This is a genomic window from Phormidium tenue FACHB-1052, from assembly GCF_014696675.1.
GTDB classification, from domain to species: Bacteria; Cyanobacteriota; Cyanobacteriia; order Phormidesmidales; family Phormidesmidaceae; genus Nodosilinea; species Nodosilinea tenuis_A.
In genome coordinates this window covers 49,645-67,684 of sequence record NZ_JACJQN010000009.1, presented here as the reverse complement: position 1 = coordinate 67,684, position 18,040 = coordinate 49,645, and the positions used below count along the sequence as shown (strand labels likewise).

Genomic DNA, 18,040 nt, shown 5'->3' with positions numbered 1-18,040 from the left:
TTTATGGAACTCTACCGAGCTAAAGGAAACGTTTTTGGCCTAAACGCCCCTTGTCGATCAAGGCATCGCCGCCAGCGGTTGAGTCTAATGGCTGGCCAGCAACGTTTATGGTTGGGGCGACAGGTGAACGCCGAGCGCGGCCTAGCGAAGATTCCGCTGCTTTGGGCTTTAACGGACAGCCTAGAAAGAGCGATCGCCTCGGCATTATTGGGATTGGCTGGCGGTCTCTAGGGAACGGTGTTGGGCCTGGTGCAGAAGCGATCGCACTTCGTCATCGGAGGTTTGAGCAAATTCCTCATACCAGAGCCCCACCGCATAAAACGGTTGGGGAGTCTCGGCACAGATGATGCGGTCAACGACGGTTCCAATCGAATCGCAAACCTCGCGGTCAGCCACCGGGACGGCTACGATCAATTGCCGAGGACGCTGCTGCTTAACGGCTTCAATAGCAACCTGAATTGTCGCCCCGGTAGCTAGGCCGTCGTCAACCAAAATCACGATGCGATCGCGCAGATCTAGAGGAGCCAGATCGGCGCGATAGGCCTGCTCTCGCCGCCGCAGTTCTTCCTGTTCGTGCTGCACCACGACATCAATTTCCTCAGACGTAATCGCCAAACGTCGAATTAAATCGTGGTTGAAATATATGAACTTGCCCGAGGCGATCGACCCCATAGCGGTCTCCCTGAACCCCGGTATACCTAGCTTCCGAACGACCAGTACATCCAGAGGAGCCTCAAGGGCATTGGCAACTTCGGCTGCGACCGGCACGCCACCTCGGGGTAGCGCAATAACGATTACACCGGGCCGATTAGCGTAGGGCTGCAAGAGGTTGGCCAATCGTTGCCCAGCATCAACTCTATTTTGAAAAAGCATGACCTTGAACTCAATAAAGTATGACCAGATAACTGGGACACACAACGTGTGGTTGATCAGGCATTTATCTGATTTAATGCTGTATTTATCGCCCTATTCACTCTTCAGTAACTTTTGAACTGGCGGAAAGAAAAACAGACTTTTAGCGCTAATACTAAAAAAACGATTCATGAATAAATGGTATGGCGCTCAGTTAGCAGCGGCTTCCTTCATTAGATGTATTTCTTAGGAAAAAAGCTGGGCAATATTTTGTCGCTCAAAGAAGCAATTGTCATCAGTAATTAAGCAAGCTAGCGAACCATAGAAATGTCCAAATTTTTATGAGGATGCGTTAAGCTGGCGCGCTAACGCATCGGTTCAGATTTAGCGGTGTGTCACAGGCTTACAGCGCAACACACCGCACGACAGGGCTGATTTAAGCCGACATGCCGACTCATCTGCTCAAATGACGAGATTGCAGGGGTCAGTCGGTATAAACACGCTCTACCGAGAAGGTATCAATGGTGTCTTCGAAACGGTTAAAGGTAATGCGCATTTCGTCGTAGGCTCGGGCCGTAGAGACGCCGCCTGGCGTGGGGCACTGCACCTGCAATAGGGTTTGAAACGATTCGTAGGTTGCGTGGGTGTAAAACGTCTTTTCGCAGAGGGGGCTGATAAAGCCTTCAATGGCCAGCTGGTTGAGCGCGGCTACCCCCATGGGGCTTTGCAGCACAAAGCGCCAAATTAATGCTTCATCCGCTGCGCTGGCGGGTCGCCACACCCCTGGCAAGGTTGATGCTTCCGCCGGTTGAGCCAGGCTTGGTTCTGCCTGGGCGACCATTGAAATGGTGGCCCCACCGGTAACCAGTAGACCGAAGCTAGCCGCTAGCCCAACCCACCGCGATAATCCTGTCTGTGTCTTCATGGCATTCTCTTATCACTGTTGCCCCATTCTAGAAAAGCTACCAGGAGCAACCATCTGGGTTGCAAGATTTGCAACAGAAAACCCCGTTGTGACTCACAACGGGGGCAGAGATGAGCTGAGGGACGGTCTAGGCTGACTTGGGCACGAACTCCAGGGAGACCCCGTTCATGCAGTAGCGCTGGCCGGTGGGAGCAGGCCCGTCGGGGAAGACGTGGCCCAAGTGACCACCGCAGTTGGCACAGTGCACTTCAACCCGCGTCATAAAGAAGGAGCGATCGGTGGTGGTGGCAATGGCACCCTCGATAGGCGCGTAGAAGCTGGGCCAGCCGGTGCCGCTGTTGAACTTGGTGTCGGAGGTAAACAGGGGCGTGCCGCAGCCCGAGCAGTTGTAGGTGCCGGGCTCGTAGACCTTGTCTAGAGGGCTAGAACCTGCCCGCTCGGTGCCGTGCTGGCGCAGGACGCGAAACTGCTCTGGGGTGAGTTGGTCACGCCATTCTTGATCGGTTTTGTTGACGGTAAATTGTTCGTTGGTGGTAGCCATAGTATCCAGTTGATTAGAGAAAACTTCAGCGGTGAAATTGTTCAACAGCCAGGTGCCGCCGACAATGGCGGTGCCCGCTTCCAATAGCTTGCGTCGCTTCATGACAGGGTTAACGATAGGGGGTAAGGACTGGCGATCGCAAAGCATGCCGTGGTCAGAACCTTGTTTTATTTAACTTAACGTATCTCTCCTAGGCAACGCTGATAGCGCTTCGAGAATTAGTGGCAATTCCCCTGAATCCCTTTTCTTTAGTAGGCTATGACTAGGATTGATTCCCTTTAGGGATTGCCGTCGAGCCCTATGTCAGCTGTTACCTCTGTCTCATCTACTCGCCGCGATGGTTCAAAACCCTCCCGTAGGGGCGATCGCGCCTGGCCCTTTTGGCCCCTAGTGCCCCTTTACCCCTACGGCCAGCGACCGACCCAGCGGGTAGAGGTGGTCAAAGACCAAGTGTGGACCTTTGAGCAGTTCCAGGGCATTTTCTACGTGGTCGTGCCGATTCGCATGACGGTGGTGCGGCTGGAACCTGCTGGGCTGCTAGTCTATTCCCCAGTGGCCCCCACGCCGGAGTGCGTGGCTCTAGTGCGCGAGCTAGAAGAGCGCTACGGCCCGGTGGCCTACATCGTCATGTCTACCGTGACGGGCATTGAGCACAAGGTGTTTGTCGGCCCCTTTGCCCGCCAGTTTCCCCGGGCGCAGGTATATGTGACGCCGAACCAGTGGAGTTTTCCGCTCAACTTGCCGCTGCCGTGGCTGGGGCTACCGCGCGATCGCACCCACATTCTCCCCGCTGATAGCTCCCAGGCTCCCTTTGCCGACCAGGTTGACTACGCTCTACTGCCCCCAATCGATCTGGGGCTGGGGCCATTCGGCGAGACGGCCTGCTACCACCGGGCCAGTCGTACGCTGCTGCTGACCGACGCGATCGTGGCCATCCCAGCAGAGCCGCCGGCGATCGTGCAGATCGACCCGTTTCCGCTGCTGTTTCACGCTAGAGACAAGGCTACCGATGCGATCGTCGATACCCCTGAAAATCGCTGCAAGGGCTGGCAACGCATTGCCCTGTTTGCCTTTTACTTTCGCCCCAGCACTCTGGATGTGGCCACCACGGGGGACATGTGGCAGGAGGCAAAGCAGGCTCCGGTGCGATCGCGCCAGCACTACTTCGGCTTCTATCCCTTTCGCTGGCGGTCTGACTGGCCCAAATCCTTTGAGGCACTGCACAACAATGGGCAGCTTCAGGTAGCGCCGATTCTCAAAACCTTAATCTTTAACCGAGGCCCAGAAGCCGTTTTAGACTGGGCAAAAACAGTCGCCACCTGGCAATTCGAGCGCATTGTTCCGGCTCACTTATCGGCCCCCATTGCCGCTACCCCAGAGCAGTTTCTAGAGGCATTTGATTTTTTGCATGGTGACCCCGCTGCTGAAGCCAGCGCCGCTTTACCCGCAGCCGATTTTGAACTGCTCCAGCAAATCGAAGCGCTGTTGCTCAGCAAGGGCATTTCTCGACCGCGCCAGTCGATGCTTACCACTCAAGGCAGCAAAAACGAGGCCCCCTAGGCCCTTGCCAGAGAAACTTTTTTCAGCTTAAAAAGCGGTAGCAATGGACTGTTTAGCTAACACAGAAGTGCTTTGAAACAGGGGGGCGATCGCGCTTACTCAACATAGTCAGTGGCAATTTCGATCTCCAGCGAGACATCATCCACCGTGACGTAGAACTGATTGGGGCGACAGCACACCTGGCAGTCTTCAATGTAGGACTGGGTAAGCCCAGCGGAGAGATCAACAAAGGTGGTGCTGATCTCGCCGCAAAAGGCGCAGGCGTACTCGGCGGTAGATTCCATAGGTAACAGTGGCTCAGAACTCACAGGAACATCTTAAGGGGCGGCTCGTCCTCTAAGAACTAGAGGTATTAGGGCGATCGCAGGCTTAAGTCACCCTACCACTCTCCCCTGAGCCCGACCCGCAACAAGGGTATCCCTACATTCTCAAGCATTTTTCTGGAGGTCGTGATGAAAGTCAGTCACTTAGCCGCTCTAGCGCTAGCGGTCATGCCGGTCATAGCCCTGGGGCAGGCTCCCGTTGCCCAAGCCCAGCTGTTTGTGTCGTCGCCCATTCAGGCCGTTACCCCTAACAGCAAGCCCCTCTACCTCAACACCGACACCACAGTCGAGCAGACCCTTCGGGTGGGAGCCGCCACCAACCTCAACGGGCGCAGCATTCCCGCTGGTTCCCTTGTGCGCGGTCGGTTTGAGCCTGCCGAGGGTGGCGTACGCTACGTCGCCACAGCGGTAGAGGTGGGCAACCAGGTCTACGCCGTCAACGCCGTTTCTGAACTGCTGCGCGACATTAAAGACCCCAGAGAAACCAGCACTGGTGCCATTCTGACCGATGCTGGCATTGGGGCAGCGGGCGGTGCTGCTGTAGGCGGCATTCTCAGCGGGCGCATTTCGGTGGGCAGCATCATCGGCGGAGCCGCAGCCGGGGCCATTATCGGCAATACAACTGCCCAACGGGTGGTGGTGGTGGAGCCCAACCAAACCCTCACCTTGACCTCTCAGTAACTTTTCCCCACAGGACAATGACTGAACGACTCTGCTCAACGATCATGTAGTTTCCTGCTGGTTGAGCACAGTCTAAGCTGCTGTGCCCCAATCGGCTTAGCTTTTGGGATAGCGAGATTTTGCATCGATGTCGGCCAGCTCGACCTCGATCGCCCGAGTGCTAATGGCAATTTCGTAAAGTGACGTCAGCAGCGAGGCCACCAGCAAGAGCAGGCTGAGAGCAAACAGCACTTCCGCTAGCTGCTGCTGATTTAAAAACAGCCCCAGCATTGATAGCGTGCAGACAATAAAGCTCGATACCCCTAGGGCCTGCATCAGGCGAATTAGGGCAATCCGCTGACGCAAGTTAGCGATTTGGCGCTGCACCAAGCTTTGAAAGTAGTCGCGCTCAGAGCTGTGGAGCTGACGAATTAGCTGGGCCAGCACCAAAAAACGGTTGGTATAGGCCAGCAGCAGCAGCGAAATCGCGGGGAAAAGCAGCGCCGGGGTAGTTAGTTCCATAGCAAAAAAGGAGAGGACATCTTGATCGATATCCTCTCCCGATTAAGCCAGATAAACTCAATTGGACAGATTTGAGGTTCGGGAGTTAGGTACAAGTAAGGCTTACTTAGACCTAACTCCCAAACCCTTTTACGCTTGGGCCGTAGCTGCCACTTCGCGATCGGCGGCGATCAGGCGCTCGTAAGTAGCGCGCATCTTTAGACCCACCAGCACCTGGAACAGGCCACTGCCGTTGGTCGAACCAGGGTACTCGCGGTGCTTGAGCAGCAGCTCAGTCATTTCGCCGTAGTACTTGGTCGAGGTGTTGCTGAGGTGGCTCTCGATATAGATCAGCTCTTCGAGGCGATCGAACTGGCCGTCTACCTCTAGCACCGACACCTCGTGCCCGTAGTAGGAATCGGGGCCGTAGTGCATGCGAATGCCGGGGTAGGAGCAGGTGAGCTTGCGCCCGCAGGGAATCCAGTCGATGGTAGAGCCTTCGTCGAAGAGGTAGACGGGGTCGAAGCCCTCGATGCCCTCGCGCTGCATCAGGCGCACCCGCAGCACCTTCTTCTCCTCGTCGTTGGGAATCAGCTGGGTGGGCAGAATTTGAATTACGACATCGGCATACTGCTTTTGAATGTCGATGTAGGCTTCAAAGTCGGGACGGCGAGCGTTGATGGAAGCCAGCACGTCCTCGTAGGTGTGACCACGCTCGGCCATGTCGCGCTGGATCTTCCAGGCGATTTTGACTTCGTCACTGATGTCGAGGTAAACGCTGAAGTCGATCAAGTCGCGCACACGCTCGTCATAGAGGGGGTGCAGACCTTCGATGACGATGATGCGGTTGGGGTCAACCCGCTCAGGGGGATCGAGTTCGCCAGTTTCGTGGTTGTAGATCGGCTTGTCAATGCTCTTGCCTTCCTTCAGAGCTTTGATCTGTTCGTACATCAGATCAAAGTTGTTGGCCTTAGGATCGAGGGCGGTGACCCCGGCTTCTTTGCGCTGCTTGCGATCGAGGCTGTGGTAGTCATCTAGGCAGATGACGGTCATGAGCTCAGCGCCAAACAGATCGCTCAGGCGACGCAGAAAGGTTGATTTGCCGCATCCGGAGTCACCGGCAACACCGATTAGAACTACCTTACCTGGCTTGCTGATCATAAGTTCCCCCTAAAACAACCGTATATATAGAATCCAGCGCTGCAGCGCAGCAAAAGAAAGCCATTCCTAGACGTGAATCTGGTTTAGCCGTTGCCCAACATCCCAGAACCAATCGGCCAAGGGAGTGAATACCTTGCGAATGTCGCGCCAGTGAAGCTTAGGACTTCTGAATAGAGGGAGTACCGAAATTTTTCCCTGACATTCAGGTCACCGCCACTTGCCTGACTGAGAACAAGCTACAGCCCAAGCGCTGACTCTTTCTATACTCCTCGGAGCGGCTAAACCGCCTTAGGCACAAAACCGTTCTAGAGGATAAGTATTTCTACCGCAATTAGTCTCATCCTATCAGAAGCTAGTATCCTTCACAACAGTTTTCAGTGGGGGAGTGGCAAGGCAACAACCCAACGTTTTTAGAGCTAAGCAGAGATTTTAGATTAACTTAACGCCCGCTGCTGCAAAGAACACAATCTTTCCCGCCGGAGGTGGTTAGAGTGCAAGTGTTCACTGGGGCAAAGGCTGAGCGTGGGGATTAGTTGCAGTGCGCTCTATCTCCTAGCTCACGGCATTACACCGTCTTACAGTGATACCCTAAACTAAAAGTATTTCTAGTGCTGCCGCCTTGAGATTGGCCTTAGGGTTATCTGAGTAGGTTCATTAGAGAACGCGCGACGGGTCATGACGGTGTGCCTCCGTCGCACTTAGTTGGGTCTAGAGAGTCACTGAAATTTAGATATGTACAATCCAAGTGTGAGCGGCGGCAACGCCAGTACTGAGGCCGGAAGCCGCTTGTTTCTATATGAGGTGCAGGGTCTGCGCCAGAGCGTAGAGAATGACCAGATGGCCAGCCCCATTCGCAAGAGTGGCAGCGTCTTCATTACGGTGCCCTACACCCGTATGAATCAGGAGATGCAGCGGATCACCCGCATGGGCGGCAAGATTGTGAGCATTCGCCCCATTGAAGAAGTGGGGACTGCTAGCAATGCTGTGCCCACGCCGATCGCTGCACCTGTGGTTGCGCCCGCCGAAGCTGTTGCCCCAGCTGAGACCGCGCCCACCCAAACCAACGGTAAGCCCATGACTCAAGCCGCGCCCAAGCCCGGTGCCAGCGTGCCCGTCAACCTCTATAAGCCCAATGCCCCCTATGTCGGCAAGGTGTTGTCGAATGAGCCCCTGGTTCGAGAAGGCGGAACGGGTATTGTGCAACACATTACCTTCGATCTGTCTGAGGGCAACCTGCACTACGTGGAAGGCCAGAGTATTGGCATTATCCCCGATGGCACCGACGACAAGGGCAAGCCCCACAAGCTGCGCCTGTACTCCATTGCCTCGACTCGCCACGGCGACAACATGGATGACAAAACCGTGTCGCTCTGCGTGCGCCAGCTAGAGTACAAGCACCCTGAGAGTGGTGAGACCGTCTACGGCACCTGCTCAACCTTCCTGTGTGGCATCGAGCCCGGGGCTGGTGTAAAGATCACCGGGCCGGTAGGCAAGGAAATGCTGCTGCCTGACGACCCTGAGGCCACCATCATCATGCTGGCGACGGGGACGGGGATCGCCCCCTTCCGTGCCTACCTGTGGCGCATGTTTAAGGAAGCTGAGCGCAAGAAAAACCCCGACTACCAGTTCAAGGGCCTAGCCTGGCTGATCTTTGGGGTGGCCTACAGTGGCAACGTCCTCTACAAAGAGGAGCTGGAGCAGATGCAGGAGCAGTACCCTGACAACTTGAAGCTCACTTACGCCATCAGCCGCGAGCAGCAGAATGCTGAAGGTGGTCGCATGTACATTCAGCACCGGGTGGGCGAGCACGCTGCCGAGCTGTGGGAGCTGATGCAAAAGCCCAATACCCACACCTACATGTGCGGTTTGAAGGGTATGGAAGATGGCATTGACTCAGCCATGGCGGCGGAAGCTAGCAAGCACAGCGTTGACTGGGTTGAGTTTCGCAAGCAGATGAAGAAAGAGCACCGCTGGCACGTGGAGACCTACTAAGGTTCTTGGTGTCGGTCAATATCTGGTGAGGGCGATCGCTGGTTCGCCCTCTCAAAAAAAGGAAGGGCAAAACCCTTCCTTTTTTTGTGGCCGTTGGTATCGGCACCCAGGGGGGACAACTATCCCTTTACAATTGGGCTAGCGATCGCAGTTAAGGAAGTCAGACCATTGGTGATGCGTGTCGGTTTGCTGGGGTTAGGAACGGTGGGGTCGGGGACGGCCAAGATTTTGCTGGATCCGGCCCATCGTCATCCCCTTGTAGGGCAGATAGAGCTGGCCCGCGTGGGGGTGCGCAGTCTGTATAAGCCCCGGTCGGTGGCGATTGAGGGCGATCGCCTGACCACTGATCTAGAGAGCATTGTCAGCGACCCCACTATCGATGTGGTGGTGGAGGTGATGGGGGGCTTGGAGCCGGCGCGATCGCTGATTCTCAAGGCGATCGCCCACAGTAAGCATGTGGTGACGGCCAACAAGGCGGTGATTGCTCGCTACGGCGATGAGATCTTTACTGCCGCCAATGAGGCAGGGATCTATGTGATGCTGGAAGCAGCGGTGGCGGGAGGCATTCCCGTCATCCAGCCGCTGAAGCAGGCGCTGGGGGTCAACCGCATTCGTGCGGTGACGGGGATTATTAACGGCACCACCAACTACATTCTCACCCGCATGCAGCGGGAGAAGGGCGACTTTGAGGCGATTTTGGCCGATGCCCAGCGGTTGGGCTATGCCGAGGCCGACCCTAGCGCCGATGTGGACGGGCTGGATGCCGCTGACAAGATCGCGATTTTGGCATCGCTGGCCTTTGGGGGGCGGATCAAGCTGTCGGAGGTCTACAGCGAGGGCATTCGTCAGGTGACGGCGGCGGATATTGCCTACGCCGAGCGGCTGGGGTTTGTGATCAAGCTGCTGGCGATCGCCCGCCGCGATGGCGAGTTTGATGAGACCTCTGACCAGGCGCTGGATCAGTTGCAACTCCGAGTACACCCTACCCTGGTGCCTGTAAGCCATCCGTTGGCGTCGGTGAACGATGTTTACAATGCCATTTTGATTGAGGGCGACCCGGTTGGTCAGGTGATGTTTTTTGGCCCAGGGGCTGGGGAGGGGCCGACGGCGAGCGCGGTGGTGTCTGACCTGCTGAATTTGGCGGCAAACTTGCGGGCGGGGACGACGCCTAAAGCCACCAATCCGCTGCTGGCCTGTAGTCATCAGCACTACTGCAAGGTCAGCCCCATGGCTGATATCGTCAGCCGCTTTTATGTGCGGCTGCTGGCGGAGGATGCGCCGGGGGTGATTGGCAAGCTGGGGACGTGTTTTGGCCGCCACCGGGTGAGTCTGGAGTCGATTGTGCAGATTGGTCAGCACGAGACGCGGGCGGAGATTGTGATCGTTAGCCATGAGGTGACGGAGGCGAACTTTCAGACGGCGTTGGATGAGCTGCGGGACTACGCTGAGATTCACAGTGTGGCGAGTGTGCTGCGAGTGCTGTAGGGTGCATTTGCGGCCTACAGCCTTTTTCAGGCGGTGGCGAGATCTAGAGGGCCGCAATGCACCACTGCACCCGGTCTCTTGCCTAGGTTTGGCGGCGCACAATTGGGGTAAAAAGCCAGATCTGCTGCTGGGGCCATTTCGCTGGCCCCAGACCCCCATCGAGCAGGACGTTCCGTCGTCCTGCACCTCACGGAAAGAACTGATCGATCATCGGTTTAAACCTGTGTTCTGCAAACTGGCTGATTAGCGGCTTTGGTGACGTGCCTTAGCTGATCGTAGGGTGGGCACTGGCCACCAGCGGGTTACGGCTCAGCGGCACAGTCTTTATCCTGAAGATTATTAAGCTTCTTCGTTTTTCGCTCTTCGTTTTTTCAACTTTATGGCCAGAATTCAATCGGCGCGACACCCCTTGCAGCGGCTATTGCGCTATGGGCGTAACTATCGGCCTCAAATCTGGGGGGCGGTGATCAACTCTGTTCTCAACACTATCTTCGATCTGGCCCCGCCCTACCTGATCGGGATCGCCATCGACGTGGTGACCAACAACGAAAGCTCGCTGATTACCCGCGTGGGGATCACCAGCATTCCGGGACAGCTGGGGGTGCTGTCGGCGCTGACGTTCTTGATCTGGACGCTGGAGTCGTTGAGCGAGTATATCTATGCGTGGCTGTGGCGTAACCTGGCTCAGAATTTGCAGCACGACCTGCGGATCGATACCTACAGCCATCTGCAAAGCCAGGATCTCAGCTATTTTGAAGACCGCAGCACGGGTGGCCTGCTGTCGATTTTGAATGACGACATCAACCAGCTGGAGCGGTTTCTCAATACCGGGGCCCACAATCTGCTGCGGTTTTTTACCACGGTGCTGTGGGTGGGGGCGACGTTCTTAATCCTGGCGCCGGGGGTGTCGTGGATGGCGATGCTGCCGATTCCCTTTGTGCTGTGGGGGTCGATCGCTTTTCAGAAAAGGCTGGCTCCCCGTTACGCTGAGGTGCGCGACAAGGCGGGGCTGATCAGCGGGCGGCTGGCCAACAACCTGTCGGGGATTGCCACGATTAAAAGCTTTACGGCGGAGGGGTATGAGCGCGATCGCGTCACCCTAGACAGCGATGCCTACCGCTACAGCAACCGCCGGGCGATCGCCCTCAGCGCCGCCTTTATTCCGCTGATTCGGATTTTCATTTTGGTAGGCTTTACCCTGATGCTGTTTTTGGGCGGTCTGGCAGTGGCCGACGGCACTCTGTCGGCGGGCACCTACGGCTTTATGGTGTTCATCATTCAGCGGCTGCTGTGGCCCTTTACCCAGCTCAGCGAAATCATGGATGAGTACCAGCGGGCCATGGCCTCGGTGCGGCGGGTGCTGGGCCTGCTGGACGAGCCGATCGAGCTGATTCCGGGCCGCAACCCGCTGCCGGTAGAGCAGGTGCGCGGCGAGGTGCGCTACGAAAACGTCAGCTTTGCCTACGCCAACCGCCAGCCGGTGCTCAAGAATCTTTCCCTCCATATTCCTGCCGGACAGAGCATTGGGGTAGTGGGGGCTACCGGCTCAGGCAAGAGCACGCTGGTGAAGCTGCTGCTGCGCTTTTATCAGCCTCAGCAGGGCCGCATTTTGGTCGACGGCCAGGAGATTCAAGACCTGCTGCCCCAGGATCTGCGCCGCTGCATTGGCCTGGTTAGCCAGGATGTGTTTTTGTTCTCGGGCACCGTGGCGGAGAACATTGCCTACGGCAGCTTTGATGCCACCTTCGACGACATCCTCCACGCCGCTAAGCTGGCGGAGGCCCACGAGTTTATTGTGCAGATGCCCCAGGGCTACGACACCATTGTGGGCGAAAGGGGGCAGAAGCTGTCAGGAGGGCAGCGGCAGCGGCTGGCGATCGCCCGCGCCATTCTCAAAGACCCGCCGATTCTGGTGCTCGACGAGGCCACTTCAGCGGTGGATAACGAGACTGAGGCAGCGATTCAGCGATCGCTGGCGGTGATCACCCAAAACCGTACAACTCTGGCGATCGCCCACCGCCTTTCCACCATTCGCCATTGCCACTGCATCTACGTCATGGCCCACGGGGAAATTGTCGAACGGGGCCGCCACGAAGAACTGCTGGAAATGAATGGCATCTACGCCAGCCTGTGGCGGGTTCAGTCTGGCCTGCGCTAGCCTGAGCGGGAGACGTAATCGATGGGATTGACAGCGATCCCATGTCCCTCACTGCCCAAGTCCCTCACGGTTTTGCCTATGCCCACTCCCTTAATCGAGTTTCGTCAGCTACAAAAGGTCTACGGCTCGGGCAACACCGAGGTACGGGCTTTGTGGGACGTGAATCTGTCAATCTACCCCGGTGAGTATTGCGCCATCATGGGGCCCTCTGGCTCGGGTAAGTCGACCGCCATGAATATGGTTGGCTGCCTCGATCGCCCCACCGCAGGGGAATATTTCTTTGACAATCAGAACGTAGCCACCCTGGATGATGACACTCTAGCCCTCATTCGCAACCAGAAAATAGGCTTTGTGTTTCAGCAGTTTCATTTGCTGCCCCAGCTCACCGCGCGGGAGAATGTGGAGCTGCCGATGATCTACGCCGGGGTGCGCAGCGAGGTGCGCCACCAGCGGGCGACGGAGGCATTGGTGCGAGTGGGGCTGGGCGATCGCATCAACAACAAGCCCACCCAGCTATCGGGGGGGCAGCAGCAGCGAGTAGCGATCGCTAGGGCGATTGTCAACAACCCGCTCCTCCTGCTGGCCGACGAACCCACAGGAGCCTTAGATACTCGCACCACCGAGGACGTGCTGGGTATCTTCGCCGACCTCCATGCCGCAGGCATCACCGTTGTCATGGTTACCCACGAGCCCGATGTGGCCCGAGCCAGCCAGCGCATTATCTGGTTCAAAGACGGCGAAATTCTCAACGACCACCTCAGCCCCAACGATTTGGCCGAGTCTATTGCCTTAAGGTAATGCAAGCTGTTTCCAATTTACTCGCCTCACTGAACCCTATTGCGTAGCCATCTATCGCTATCGCTGATGCTCTTTCAATAGTGTGTCCTACGCTAAAGTAAGGTATGCCGTATGACCTCATATCAAGAGAGCTTACTCGGTGAAAATTACCCTAGAGATTCCTGACGAAGCGCTTCAAGAGCAGACGCTCTCTCAAGCCGATTGGTTGCGAGAGATTGCCATTGCGCTGTTTCGGCAGGAGCTCATTACCTTAGGCACAGCCAGCGCTATTGCTGGAATGCATCAGATGGCCTTTCAAGAACTTCTGTTTGATCGTGGCATCGACCTTCATTACGGCTTAGCGGATTATCAAGCCGATATTGAAAGCTTGCGCAATAATTGCTGGCGATGATTGTCATCAGCGATACGTCGCCGCTCAGTAACCTTTTAAGAATTGAGCAGCTGCACCTGTTGAAAGCACTTTATGGCAAATTGTTCATTCCTGAAGGTGTCTATCAGGAGATCAGCAGGTTGGAAGCTTTTGGTATTGAAACTTCCTGGCTACTGAAGACCGATTGGATTGTTGTTCAAGCGGTTCAAAATCAATTGTTGGTTACGGAATTGAAGGATGAGCTGGACCTAGGGGAAGCTGAGGCGATCGCATTGTCTATTGAAGTTGGCGGCGATCGCCTACTGATGGATGAACGTCTGGGCAGACAAGCGGTCCAACGTTTTGGCTTAAAGGTAACCGGGCTACTTGGGGTGTTGGTCGCCGCTAAGCAGAGTAATTTGATTACTGAACTGAAGCCACTGTTAGATGCATTAGTTAGTCAGGCTAAGTTTCGGGTTCATCCTGACTTGTACCGCCAAATTCTGCAAGATGTCGGTGAAGCTTGATATCACATAGGAGGCCAAGCCTTTACCCGCAATGGCCAGGAATACTACTGACAGCCTAATTGCCCCTGCCTTTCTGCCCAGTTTTCTGAGGCTGGCAGCTGCCAATATCATCTCAAACCTGATGGTGCCCCTGGCGGGTCTCGTAGATACGGCCTTTCTCGGTCATCTAGACGACATTAGTCACTTGGGTGGGGTGGCCCTGGCTACGGTGATTTTCAACGTGGTCTACTGGAGCTTTGGCTTTTTGCGCATGGGCACCACAGGTACAACGGCCCAGGCGCGGGGTCGGGGCGATGCCGAGGAACTTTGGCTGATCTTGCTGCGCAACGGGGCGATCGCCCTGAGTTTTGGGCTGGCGATTTTGCTGCTTCAGGTGCCGATTCGCGACCTTAGCTTTGCCCTGCTCAGTGCTGAACCCGAGGTCAGAGCAGCGGGCATGGCATTCTACAACGCCCGCATTTGGGATGCCCCAGCAGTGCTGATGAACCTAGTGCTAATGGGCTGGTTTTTAGGCCGCGAAAAGGGTCGCCGGGTGATTGCGCTGTCGCTGGTAGGCAACGGCAGCAACGTGGTATTCAACACAATTTTCATCAATGGGTTGGGTTGGGCCAGCACCGGGGCAGGGTTGGGTACTGCCCTCAGTCAGTACGTCACCCTAGCGGTGGGGCTGAGCCTGTTGGCTAGAGAAGGCGGCTTCCAAAAGCTTTGGGCAGTAGTGCCCCAGGGGTGGAATTTGCAGGCCATTAAAGGGCTATTTTTGCTGAACCGCGACATTTTGGTGCGCACCTTTGCCCTGGTGCTGAGCTTTGCGCTGTTTACCAATTTTAGCTCGGCCCTGGGCCGCGAAACCCTGGCGGCGAATACGCTGCTGCTCCAGGTGGTGACGCTCTCGGCCTACTTTATTGACGGCATCGCCTTTGCCACGGAGAGCTTTGCGGGCCGGTATTATGGCAGCGGCGATCGCACCCATCTGCGCCGTCTACTAACCCTGGGAGGATTCACCAGCATCGCCTTAGGGCTATCCTTCGCGCTCTCCTTTGTGCTGTTTCCAGCCCCGCTGTTTGGCCTGCTGACGGGCCATCAAGACGTGATTGCGATCGTAAAAACCTATGTAGGGTGGTTGATTCCTATTTTAGGATTGGGGGCGATCGCCTATATGCTCGACGGCTATTTTCTCGGCCTCACCGCTGGCCGAATATTGCGCAATGCCACGGTGCTAGCTGCCGGGGTTGGGTTTTTGCCTTTGGCCCTGCTGGCCCAGGCTCTCGGCAGTGCGCACCTGCTGTGGCTGGCCCTGGTGGGGTTGATGGCGGCCCGTGCCCTCACCCTACTCTGGGCGGTGCCAAAATCTTTGGCCTGACCGAAGGGTTGTTTGTTGGCGGCTGGGTGATTTTATAGGAGGCGGTTTCTCTCTTCTTCTCAAATCGAGATCTATAAAATCGCGATCGCACCGACAAGCGGTTGCGCAATTCTGAAGTCATTTTTAGCGAAGCGGCGTAGACATAGACCCGAAAAACCGGGTTTCCATAGCTCAAAAAATGGTTGATGAACTCAATAGAAACCCAGTTTTATGCGTTGCAGGCTTATCCTCGGTTCGCCACCGAGGTGCGCTGGCTGAGCATGGCCTGGTGGGCCTGCTCCCAGTGGTGAGCTGCAATGCGAATCTGGCTGGGGTCAGCCATGGCCTGGGCGCGGTATTCCCGCACGGCTTCGAGGGCCGCCTGGTTGCTGAGCAGAGCCAGGTCGGCACCATTCCAGCCGTCGGTGCGGCTGGCCCAGTCCTTGAGATCGACGGCCTCTAGGGGGCGATCGCTGTTGTGTACCTGCAAAATCGCCAGCCGTCCCGCCGCATCGGGCAGACCAATTTCGAGCTGAAGGTCAATGCGACCGGCGCGCAGAATGGCGGGATCGAGGGCGCTGGGGCGGTTGGTGGCCCCAATTAGCAATACGTTGGTGCAGCCTTGCAGGCCGTCGAGTTCGGTTAAAAGCTGGCCGACGACGCGATCGCTCACCCCAGAGTCGCCCTGATACTGGCCTCGGGCAGGCACCAAAGTATCGATTTCATCAATAAACACTACACAGGGGGCAGCCTGTCGGGCCTTGGCGAAGAGTTCACGCACTGCCTGCTCGGCGGCACCGACCCAGCGGCTGAGCAATTCTGGCCCATTGACGGCGATAAAGTTGGCGCGGGCCTGGGCGGCAACGGCCTTGGCCAAAAGGGTTTTGCCGGTGCCGGGAGGCCCCCACAGGAGCAGCCCGCGCGGCGCTGTGGCCCCGGTTTGGGCGTAGAGTTCGGGGTAAAGCAGCGCCCCTTCGACTGATTCTTGCAGGGTTTGCTTGACGCTCTCCAACCCGCCGATGTCCTCCCAGTCGATCGCGGGCGACTCCACCTCTACCGATCGCAGCACCGAGGGCTTGATTTCTTTAATGGCCTGTAAAAAGTCGGCGTGCACCAAGGTCATGGTGTTGGGTACGGGGCCAGCCAGATCTGGCACCTGGCGGCGCAGGGCAAAGTAGGCCGCTTTTTGGCAGAGGGCCTTGAGGTCGGCCCCCACCATGCCGACGGACAGATCGGCGATCGCATCCAAATCCACGCCGTCTAGAGGCATGTCGCGGGTTTGAATTTGCAAAATCTCGCACCGTCCCTGGCGATCGGGCACGCGGAACTGCACCTCGCGATCGAAGCGACCTGGGCGGCGCAGGGCCGGGTCAATGTGGTCGGGCCGGTTGGTGGCGGCCAGCACAATCACGCCCTTGGTTTGGGCAAAACCGTCCATCAAGCCCAGCAGGGTGGCGACTAGGCGCTTTTCGACCTCGCCTTCGACCTTGCTGCGATCGGGGGCCAGGCTGTCGATTTCATCGATAAACACCAGGCAGGGTGCCGCTTTTTTGGCCTTCTCAAAGATGGCCCGCAGGCGCTGCTCGGCCTCGCCGTAGTATTTGCCCATCACCTCAGGGCCGACGATGGCGATGTAGTTGACCCCCAGGTCTTCGGCCAGCGATCGCGCCGTCAGGGTTTTGCCCGTGCCGGGAGGGCCGACCAGCAGCACACCGCGCGTCGGTTCTAGCCCCAGCTTGGCCAACACGTCGGGCCGCTTGAGGGGAATTTCCACCAGTTCGCGCAGCTCTTGCAGGGTGGGGGAGAGGCCGCCGACATCGGCCATGGTGGGGTGATGGGGAGATGAGGGGGGTGGGGAGGATGGGGAAGGTGAGGAGGATGGAAAGTCGCCGCTGGTGGGGGGTGGGGTGATGATGACTTCTTCGACGGCGGGGTCGTTGAGGGGGGCGCTATCTCCGGGGGTGCGGTTCATGCGGCTGACGCCGATGTTGGGGATGTTGCCCTGGCCCGGAATGCTGCCCATGCTGCGGGCGTTGATCTGCACGTTGGTTTTGAGTTCGCCGCTTTCGGCTTTTTCTTCTAGCGTCTTAGCCAGTTCGAGCAGTTGTTCAAAGCCTTTAAAGAAGTCATTCATGGGCGTTATTCATCACAGGTTGGGGCTATCAGCGAGGGGAGAGGTGCCGCTTAGCGTTCCCCAAATCTAGGGTTCACTCCCGGTTGGTCAAAGCGCTGCGCCCTGCCCTAGTCGTTATAAAAATTGAGAAACGTTGCCCTAGAGGCTGAGGGCGCTGTAGCCGCCCAAAAACACCAGCCACACCATCACGACTAGCCAGTGCATGGCCGCTACCACCCACCACGAGCCCGATTTCCAGTAGACGATGGTGCAGATCAGGCCCAGCAGGGCCGCCGATAGCAGAAACACCGGGTTGCTAAAGGTGGCAAAGGCCACAGGATAGAGGGTCATGGCATTGAGGGGGTGCATGACGACAAACAGCCCCAGCATGGGCAGACCCAGCCGCCAACGGCGGCGATCGCTCATGATCTCCGTCGGGTGGGGCAGCAGCAACACCCGCCAAAACCCCTCTTCGAGGAGGGCGGGTACCACCAGCACCCGCGCCGCCAGCCGCAGCCCGTCGCCCCAGGTAATGTCGGCCAGGGTCGGGGCCAAAAAATGGCTGCTCAACCCCAAGGGAATTGTGACTAAACCAAAGGCCACCGTTAACCCAGCCGCCAGCCCCCAGTCTTGGGCTGGGGGCCAAGTAGTAGCGGCCTGGCTCAGCCGGTGCAGGGTGAGCCGGAGGGCAATATAGGCGCTAAGGCGAAGGTGTGGCAACGGTACCAACGGGTAGTGGCAGCAAACAGTTGCAGC

General features: G+C 57.2%; 17 protein-coding genes. 9 read left to right on the top strand and 8 right to left on the bottom strand.

Annotation, left to right across the window (positions count from 1 at the left end):
• Positions 1-204 precede the first annotated feature (204 nt).
• The 3 genes from H6G07_RS13505 to msrB form a co-directional block, all read right to left on the bottom strand.
• Complete coding sequence (locus H6G07_RS13505; protein ID WP_073608686.1) at positions 205-873, bottom strand: phosphoribosyltransferase; 669 nt, start codon at positions 871-873, stop codon at positions 205-207.
• Between the two features lie 463 nt (positions 874-1,336).
• Positions 1,337-1,777 carry a hypothetical protein gene (locus H6G07_RS13500; protein WP_073608685.1) on the bottom strand — a complete coding sequence of 147 codons (441 nt, stop codon included), beginning with the start codon at positions 1,775-1,777 and terminating at the stop codon, positions 1,337-1,339.
• A gap of 127 nt (positions 1,778-1,904) precedes the next feature.
• Positions 1,905-2,420: a peptide-methionine (R)-S-oxide reductase MsrB gene (msrB, locus tag H6G07_RS13495; RefSeq protein WP_171973019.1), complete on the bottom strand. Its 516-nt coding sequence runs from the start codon at positions 2,418-2,420 to the stop codon at positions 1,905-1,907.
• Positions 2,421-2,618: 198 nt separating this feature from the next.
• On the opposite strand from msrB, the gene H6G07_RS13490 reads away from it, so the two are divergent.
• Positions 2,619-3,878 carry a DUF4336 domain-containing protein gene (locus tag H6G07_RS13490; RefSeq protein WP_073608684.1) on the top strand — a complete coding sequence of 420 codons (1,260 nt, stop codon included), beginning with the start codon at positions 2,619-2,621 and terminating at the stop codon, positions 3,876-3,878.
• Between the two features lie 95 nt (positions 3,879-3,973).
• Here H6G07_RS13490 and H6G07_RS13485 read toward each other — a convergent pair whose 3' ends face one another.
• Positions 3,974-4,162: a CPXCG motif-containing cysteine-rich protein gene (locus H6G07_RS13485; protein WP_073608683.1), complete on the bottom strand. Its 189-nt coding sequence runs from the start codon at positions 4,160-4,162 to the stop codon at positions 3,974-3,976.
• Positions 4,163-4,330: 168 nt separating this feature from the next.
• On the opposite strand from H6G07_RS13485, the gene H6G07_RS13480 reads away from it, so the two are divergent.
• Positions 4,331-4,882 carry a hypothetical protein gene (locus H6G07_RS13480; protein ID WP_073608682.1) on the top strand — a complete coding sequence of 184 codons (552 nt, stop codon included), beginning with the start codon at positions 4,331-4,333 and terminating at the stop codon, positions 4,880-4,882.
• Positions 4,883-4,978: 96 nt separating this feature from the next.
• On the opposite strand, the gene H6G07_RS13475 is transcribed toward H6G07_RS13480, so the two are convergent.
• On the bottom strand, positions 4,979-5,383 hold the full coding sequence (locus H6G07_RS13475) for a DUF2721 domain-containing protein (RefSeq protein WP_073608681.1): 405 nt from the start codon (positions 5,381-5,383) through the stop codon (positions 4,979-4,981).
• A 129-nt stretch (positions 5,384-5,512) separates the two neighbouring features.
• Positions 5,513-6,523, bottom strand: a complete 1,011-nt coding sequence (locus H6G07_RS13470; protein ID WP_073608680.1) for a phosphoribulokinase — start codon at positions 6,521-6,523, stop codon at positions 5,513-5,515.
• Positions 6,524-7,255: 732 nt separating this feature from the next.
• Between H6G07_RS13470 and cpcD/petH the strand changes: the two genes are divergently transcribed.
• From cpcD/petH to H6G07_RS13435, 7 genes are all read left to right on the top strand, one after another.
• Entirely contained in the window at positions 7,256-8,515 is a 1,260-nt protein-coding gene (gene cpcD/petH, locus H6G07_RS13465) for a bifunctional rod-capping linker CpcD/ferredoxin--NADP reductase PetH (protein WP_073608679.1), read from the top strand.
• A gap of 168 nt (positions 8,516-8,683) precedes the next feature.
• Complete coding sequence (locus H6G07_RS13460; RefSeq protein ID WP_139297044.1) at positions 8,684-10,000, top strand: homoserine dehydrogenase; 1,317 nt, start codon at positions 8,684-8,686, stop codon at positions 9,998-10,000.
• 379 nt (positions 10,001-10,379) lie between these two features.
• Positions 10,380-12,158: an ABC transporter ATP-binding protein gene (locus tag H6G07_RS13455; protein WP_073608676.1), complete on the top strand. Its 1,779-nt coding sequence runs from the start codon at positions 10,380-10,382 to the stop codon at positions 12,156-12,158.
• Positions 12,159-12,236: 78 nt separating this feature from the next.
• Positions 12,237-12,956, top strand: coding sequence for an ABC transporter ATP-binding protein (locus tag H6G07_RS13450; RefSeq protein ID WP_073608675.1), 720 nt, complete (start codon positions 12,237-12,239; stop codon positions 12,954-12,956).
• Positions 12,957-13,095: 139 nt separating this feature from the next.
• Entirely contained in the window at positions 13,096-13,347 is a 252-nt protein-coding gene (locus H6G07_RS13445; RefSeq protein ID WP_073608674.1) for a UPF0175 family protein, read from the top strand.
• A complete protein-coding gene (locus H6G07_RS13440) occupies positions 13,344-13,832 on the top strand; it encodes a PIN domain-containing protein (protein WP_073608673.1) in 489 nt (162 codons plus the stop codon). The genes H6G07_RS13445 and H6G07_RS13440 overlap by 4 nt, the downstream gene beginning before the upstream one ends.
• Before the next feature lie 31 nt (positions 13,833-13,863).
• Complete coding sequence (locus H6G07_RS13435; RefSeq protein ID WP_073608672.1) at positions 13,864-15,192, top strand: MATE family efflux transporter; 1,329 nt, start codon at positions 13,864-13,866, stop codon at positions 15,190-15,192.
• A 223-nt stretch (positions 15,193-15,415) separates the two neighbouring features.
• Here the strand turns inward: H6G07_RS13435 and H6G07_RS13430 are convergent, their stop codons facing one another.
• Together H6G07_RS13430 and H6G07_RS13425 are read right to left on the bottom strand one after the other, a co-directional pair.
• Positions 15,416-17,305, bottom strand: a complete 1,890-nt coding sequence (locus H6G07_RS13430; protein ID WP_073608671.1) for an AAA family ATPase — start codon at positions 17,303-17,305, stop codon at positions 15,416-15,418.
• Positions 17,306-17,443: 138 nt separating this feature from the next.
• Complete coding sequence (locus H6G07_RS13425) at positions 17,444-18,004, bottom strand: CPBP family glutamic-type intramembrane protease (protein ID WP_073608670.1); 561 nt, start codon at positions 18,002-18,004, stop codon at positions 17,444-17,446.
• Between the last annotated feature and the right edge of the window lie 36 nt (positions 18,005-18,040).

Coding starts and splice junctions, on each gene's coding strand:
- H6G07_RS13505 (WP_073608686.1), bottom strand. CDS start 873: ATGCTTTTTCAAAATAGAGTTGATGCTGGGCAACGATTGGCCAACCTC.
- H6G07_RS13500 (WP_073608685.1), bottom strand. CDS start 1,777: ATGAAGACACAGACAGGATTATCGCGGTGGGTTGGGCTAGCGGCTAGC.
- msrB (WP_171973019.1), bottom strand. CDS start 2,420: ATGAAGCGACGCAAGCTATTGGAAGCGGGCACCGCCATTGTCGGCGGC.
- H6G07_RS13490 (WP_073608684.1), top strand. CDS start 2,619: ATGTCAGCTGTTACCTCTGTCTCATCTACTCGCCGCGATGGTTCAAAA.
- H6G07_RS13485 (WP_073608683.1), bottom strand. CDS start 4,162: ATGGAATCTACCGCCGAGTACGCCTGCGCCTTTTGCGGCGAGATCAGC.
- H6G07_RS13480 (WP_073608682.1), top strand. CDS start 4,331: ATGAAAGTCAGTCACTTAGCCGCTCTAGCGCTAGCGGTCATGCCGGTC.
- H6G07_RS13475 (WP_073608681.1), bottom strand. CDS start 5,383: ATGGAACTAACTACCCCGGCGCTGCTTTTCCCCGCGATTTCGCTGCTG.
- H6G07_RS13470 (WP_073608680.1), bottom strand. CDS start 6,523: ATGATCAGCAAGCCAGGTAAGGTAGTTCTAATCGGTGTTGCCGGTGAC.
- cpcD/petH (WP_073608679.1), top strand. CDS start 7,256: ATGTACAATCCAAGTGTGAGCGGCGGCAACGCCAGTACTGAGGCCGGA.
- H6G07_RS13455 (WP_073608676.1), top strand. CDS start 10,380: ATGGCCAGAATTCAATCGGCGCGACACCCCTTGCAGCGGCTATTGCGC.
- H6G07_RS13450 (WP_073608675.1), top strand. CDS start 12,237: ATGCCCACTCCCTTAATCGAGTTTCGTCAGCTACAAAAGGTCTACGGC.
- H6G07_RS13440 (WP_073608673.1), top strand. CDS start 13,344: ATGATTGTCATCAGCGATACGTCGCCGCTCAGTAACCTTTTAAGAATT.
- H6G07_RS13435 (WP_073608672.1), top strand. CDS start 13,864: ATGGCCAGGAATACTACTGACAGCCTAATTGCCCCTGCCTTTCTGCCC.
- H6G07_RS13430 (WP_073608671.1), bottom strand. CDS start 17,305: ATGAATGACTTCTTTAAAGGCTTTGAACAACTGCTCGAACTGGCTAAG.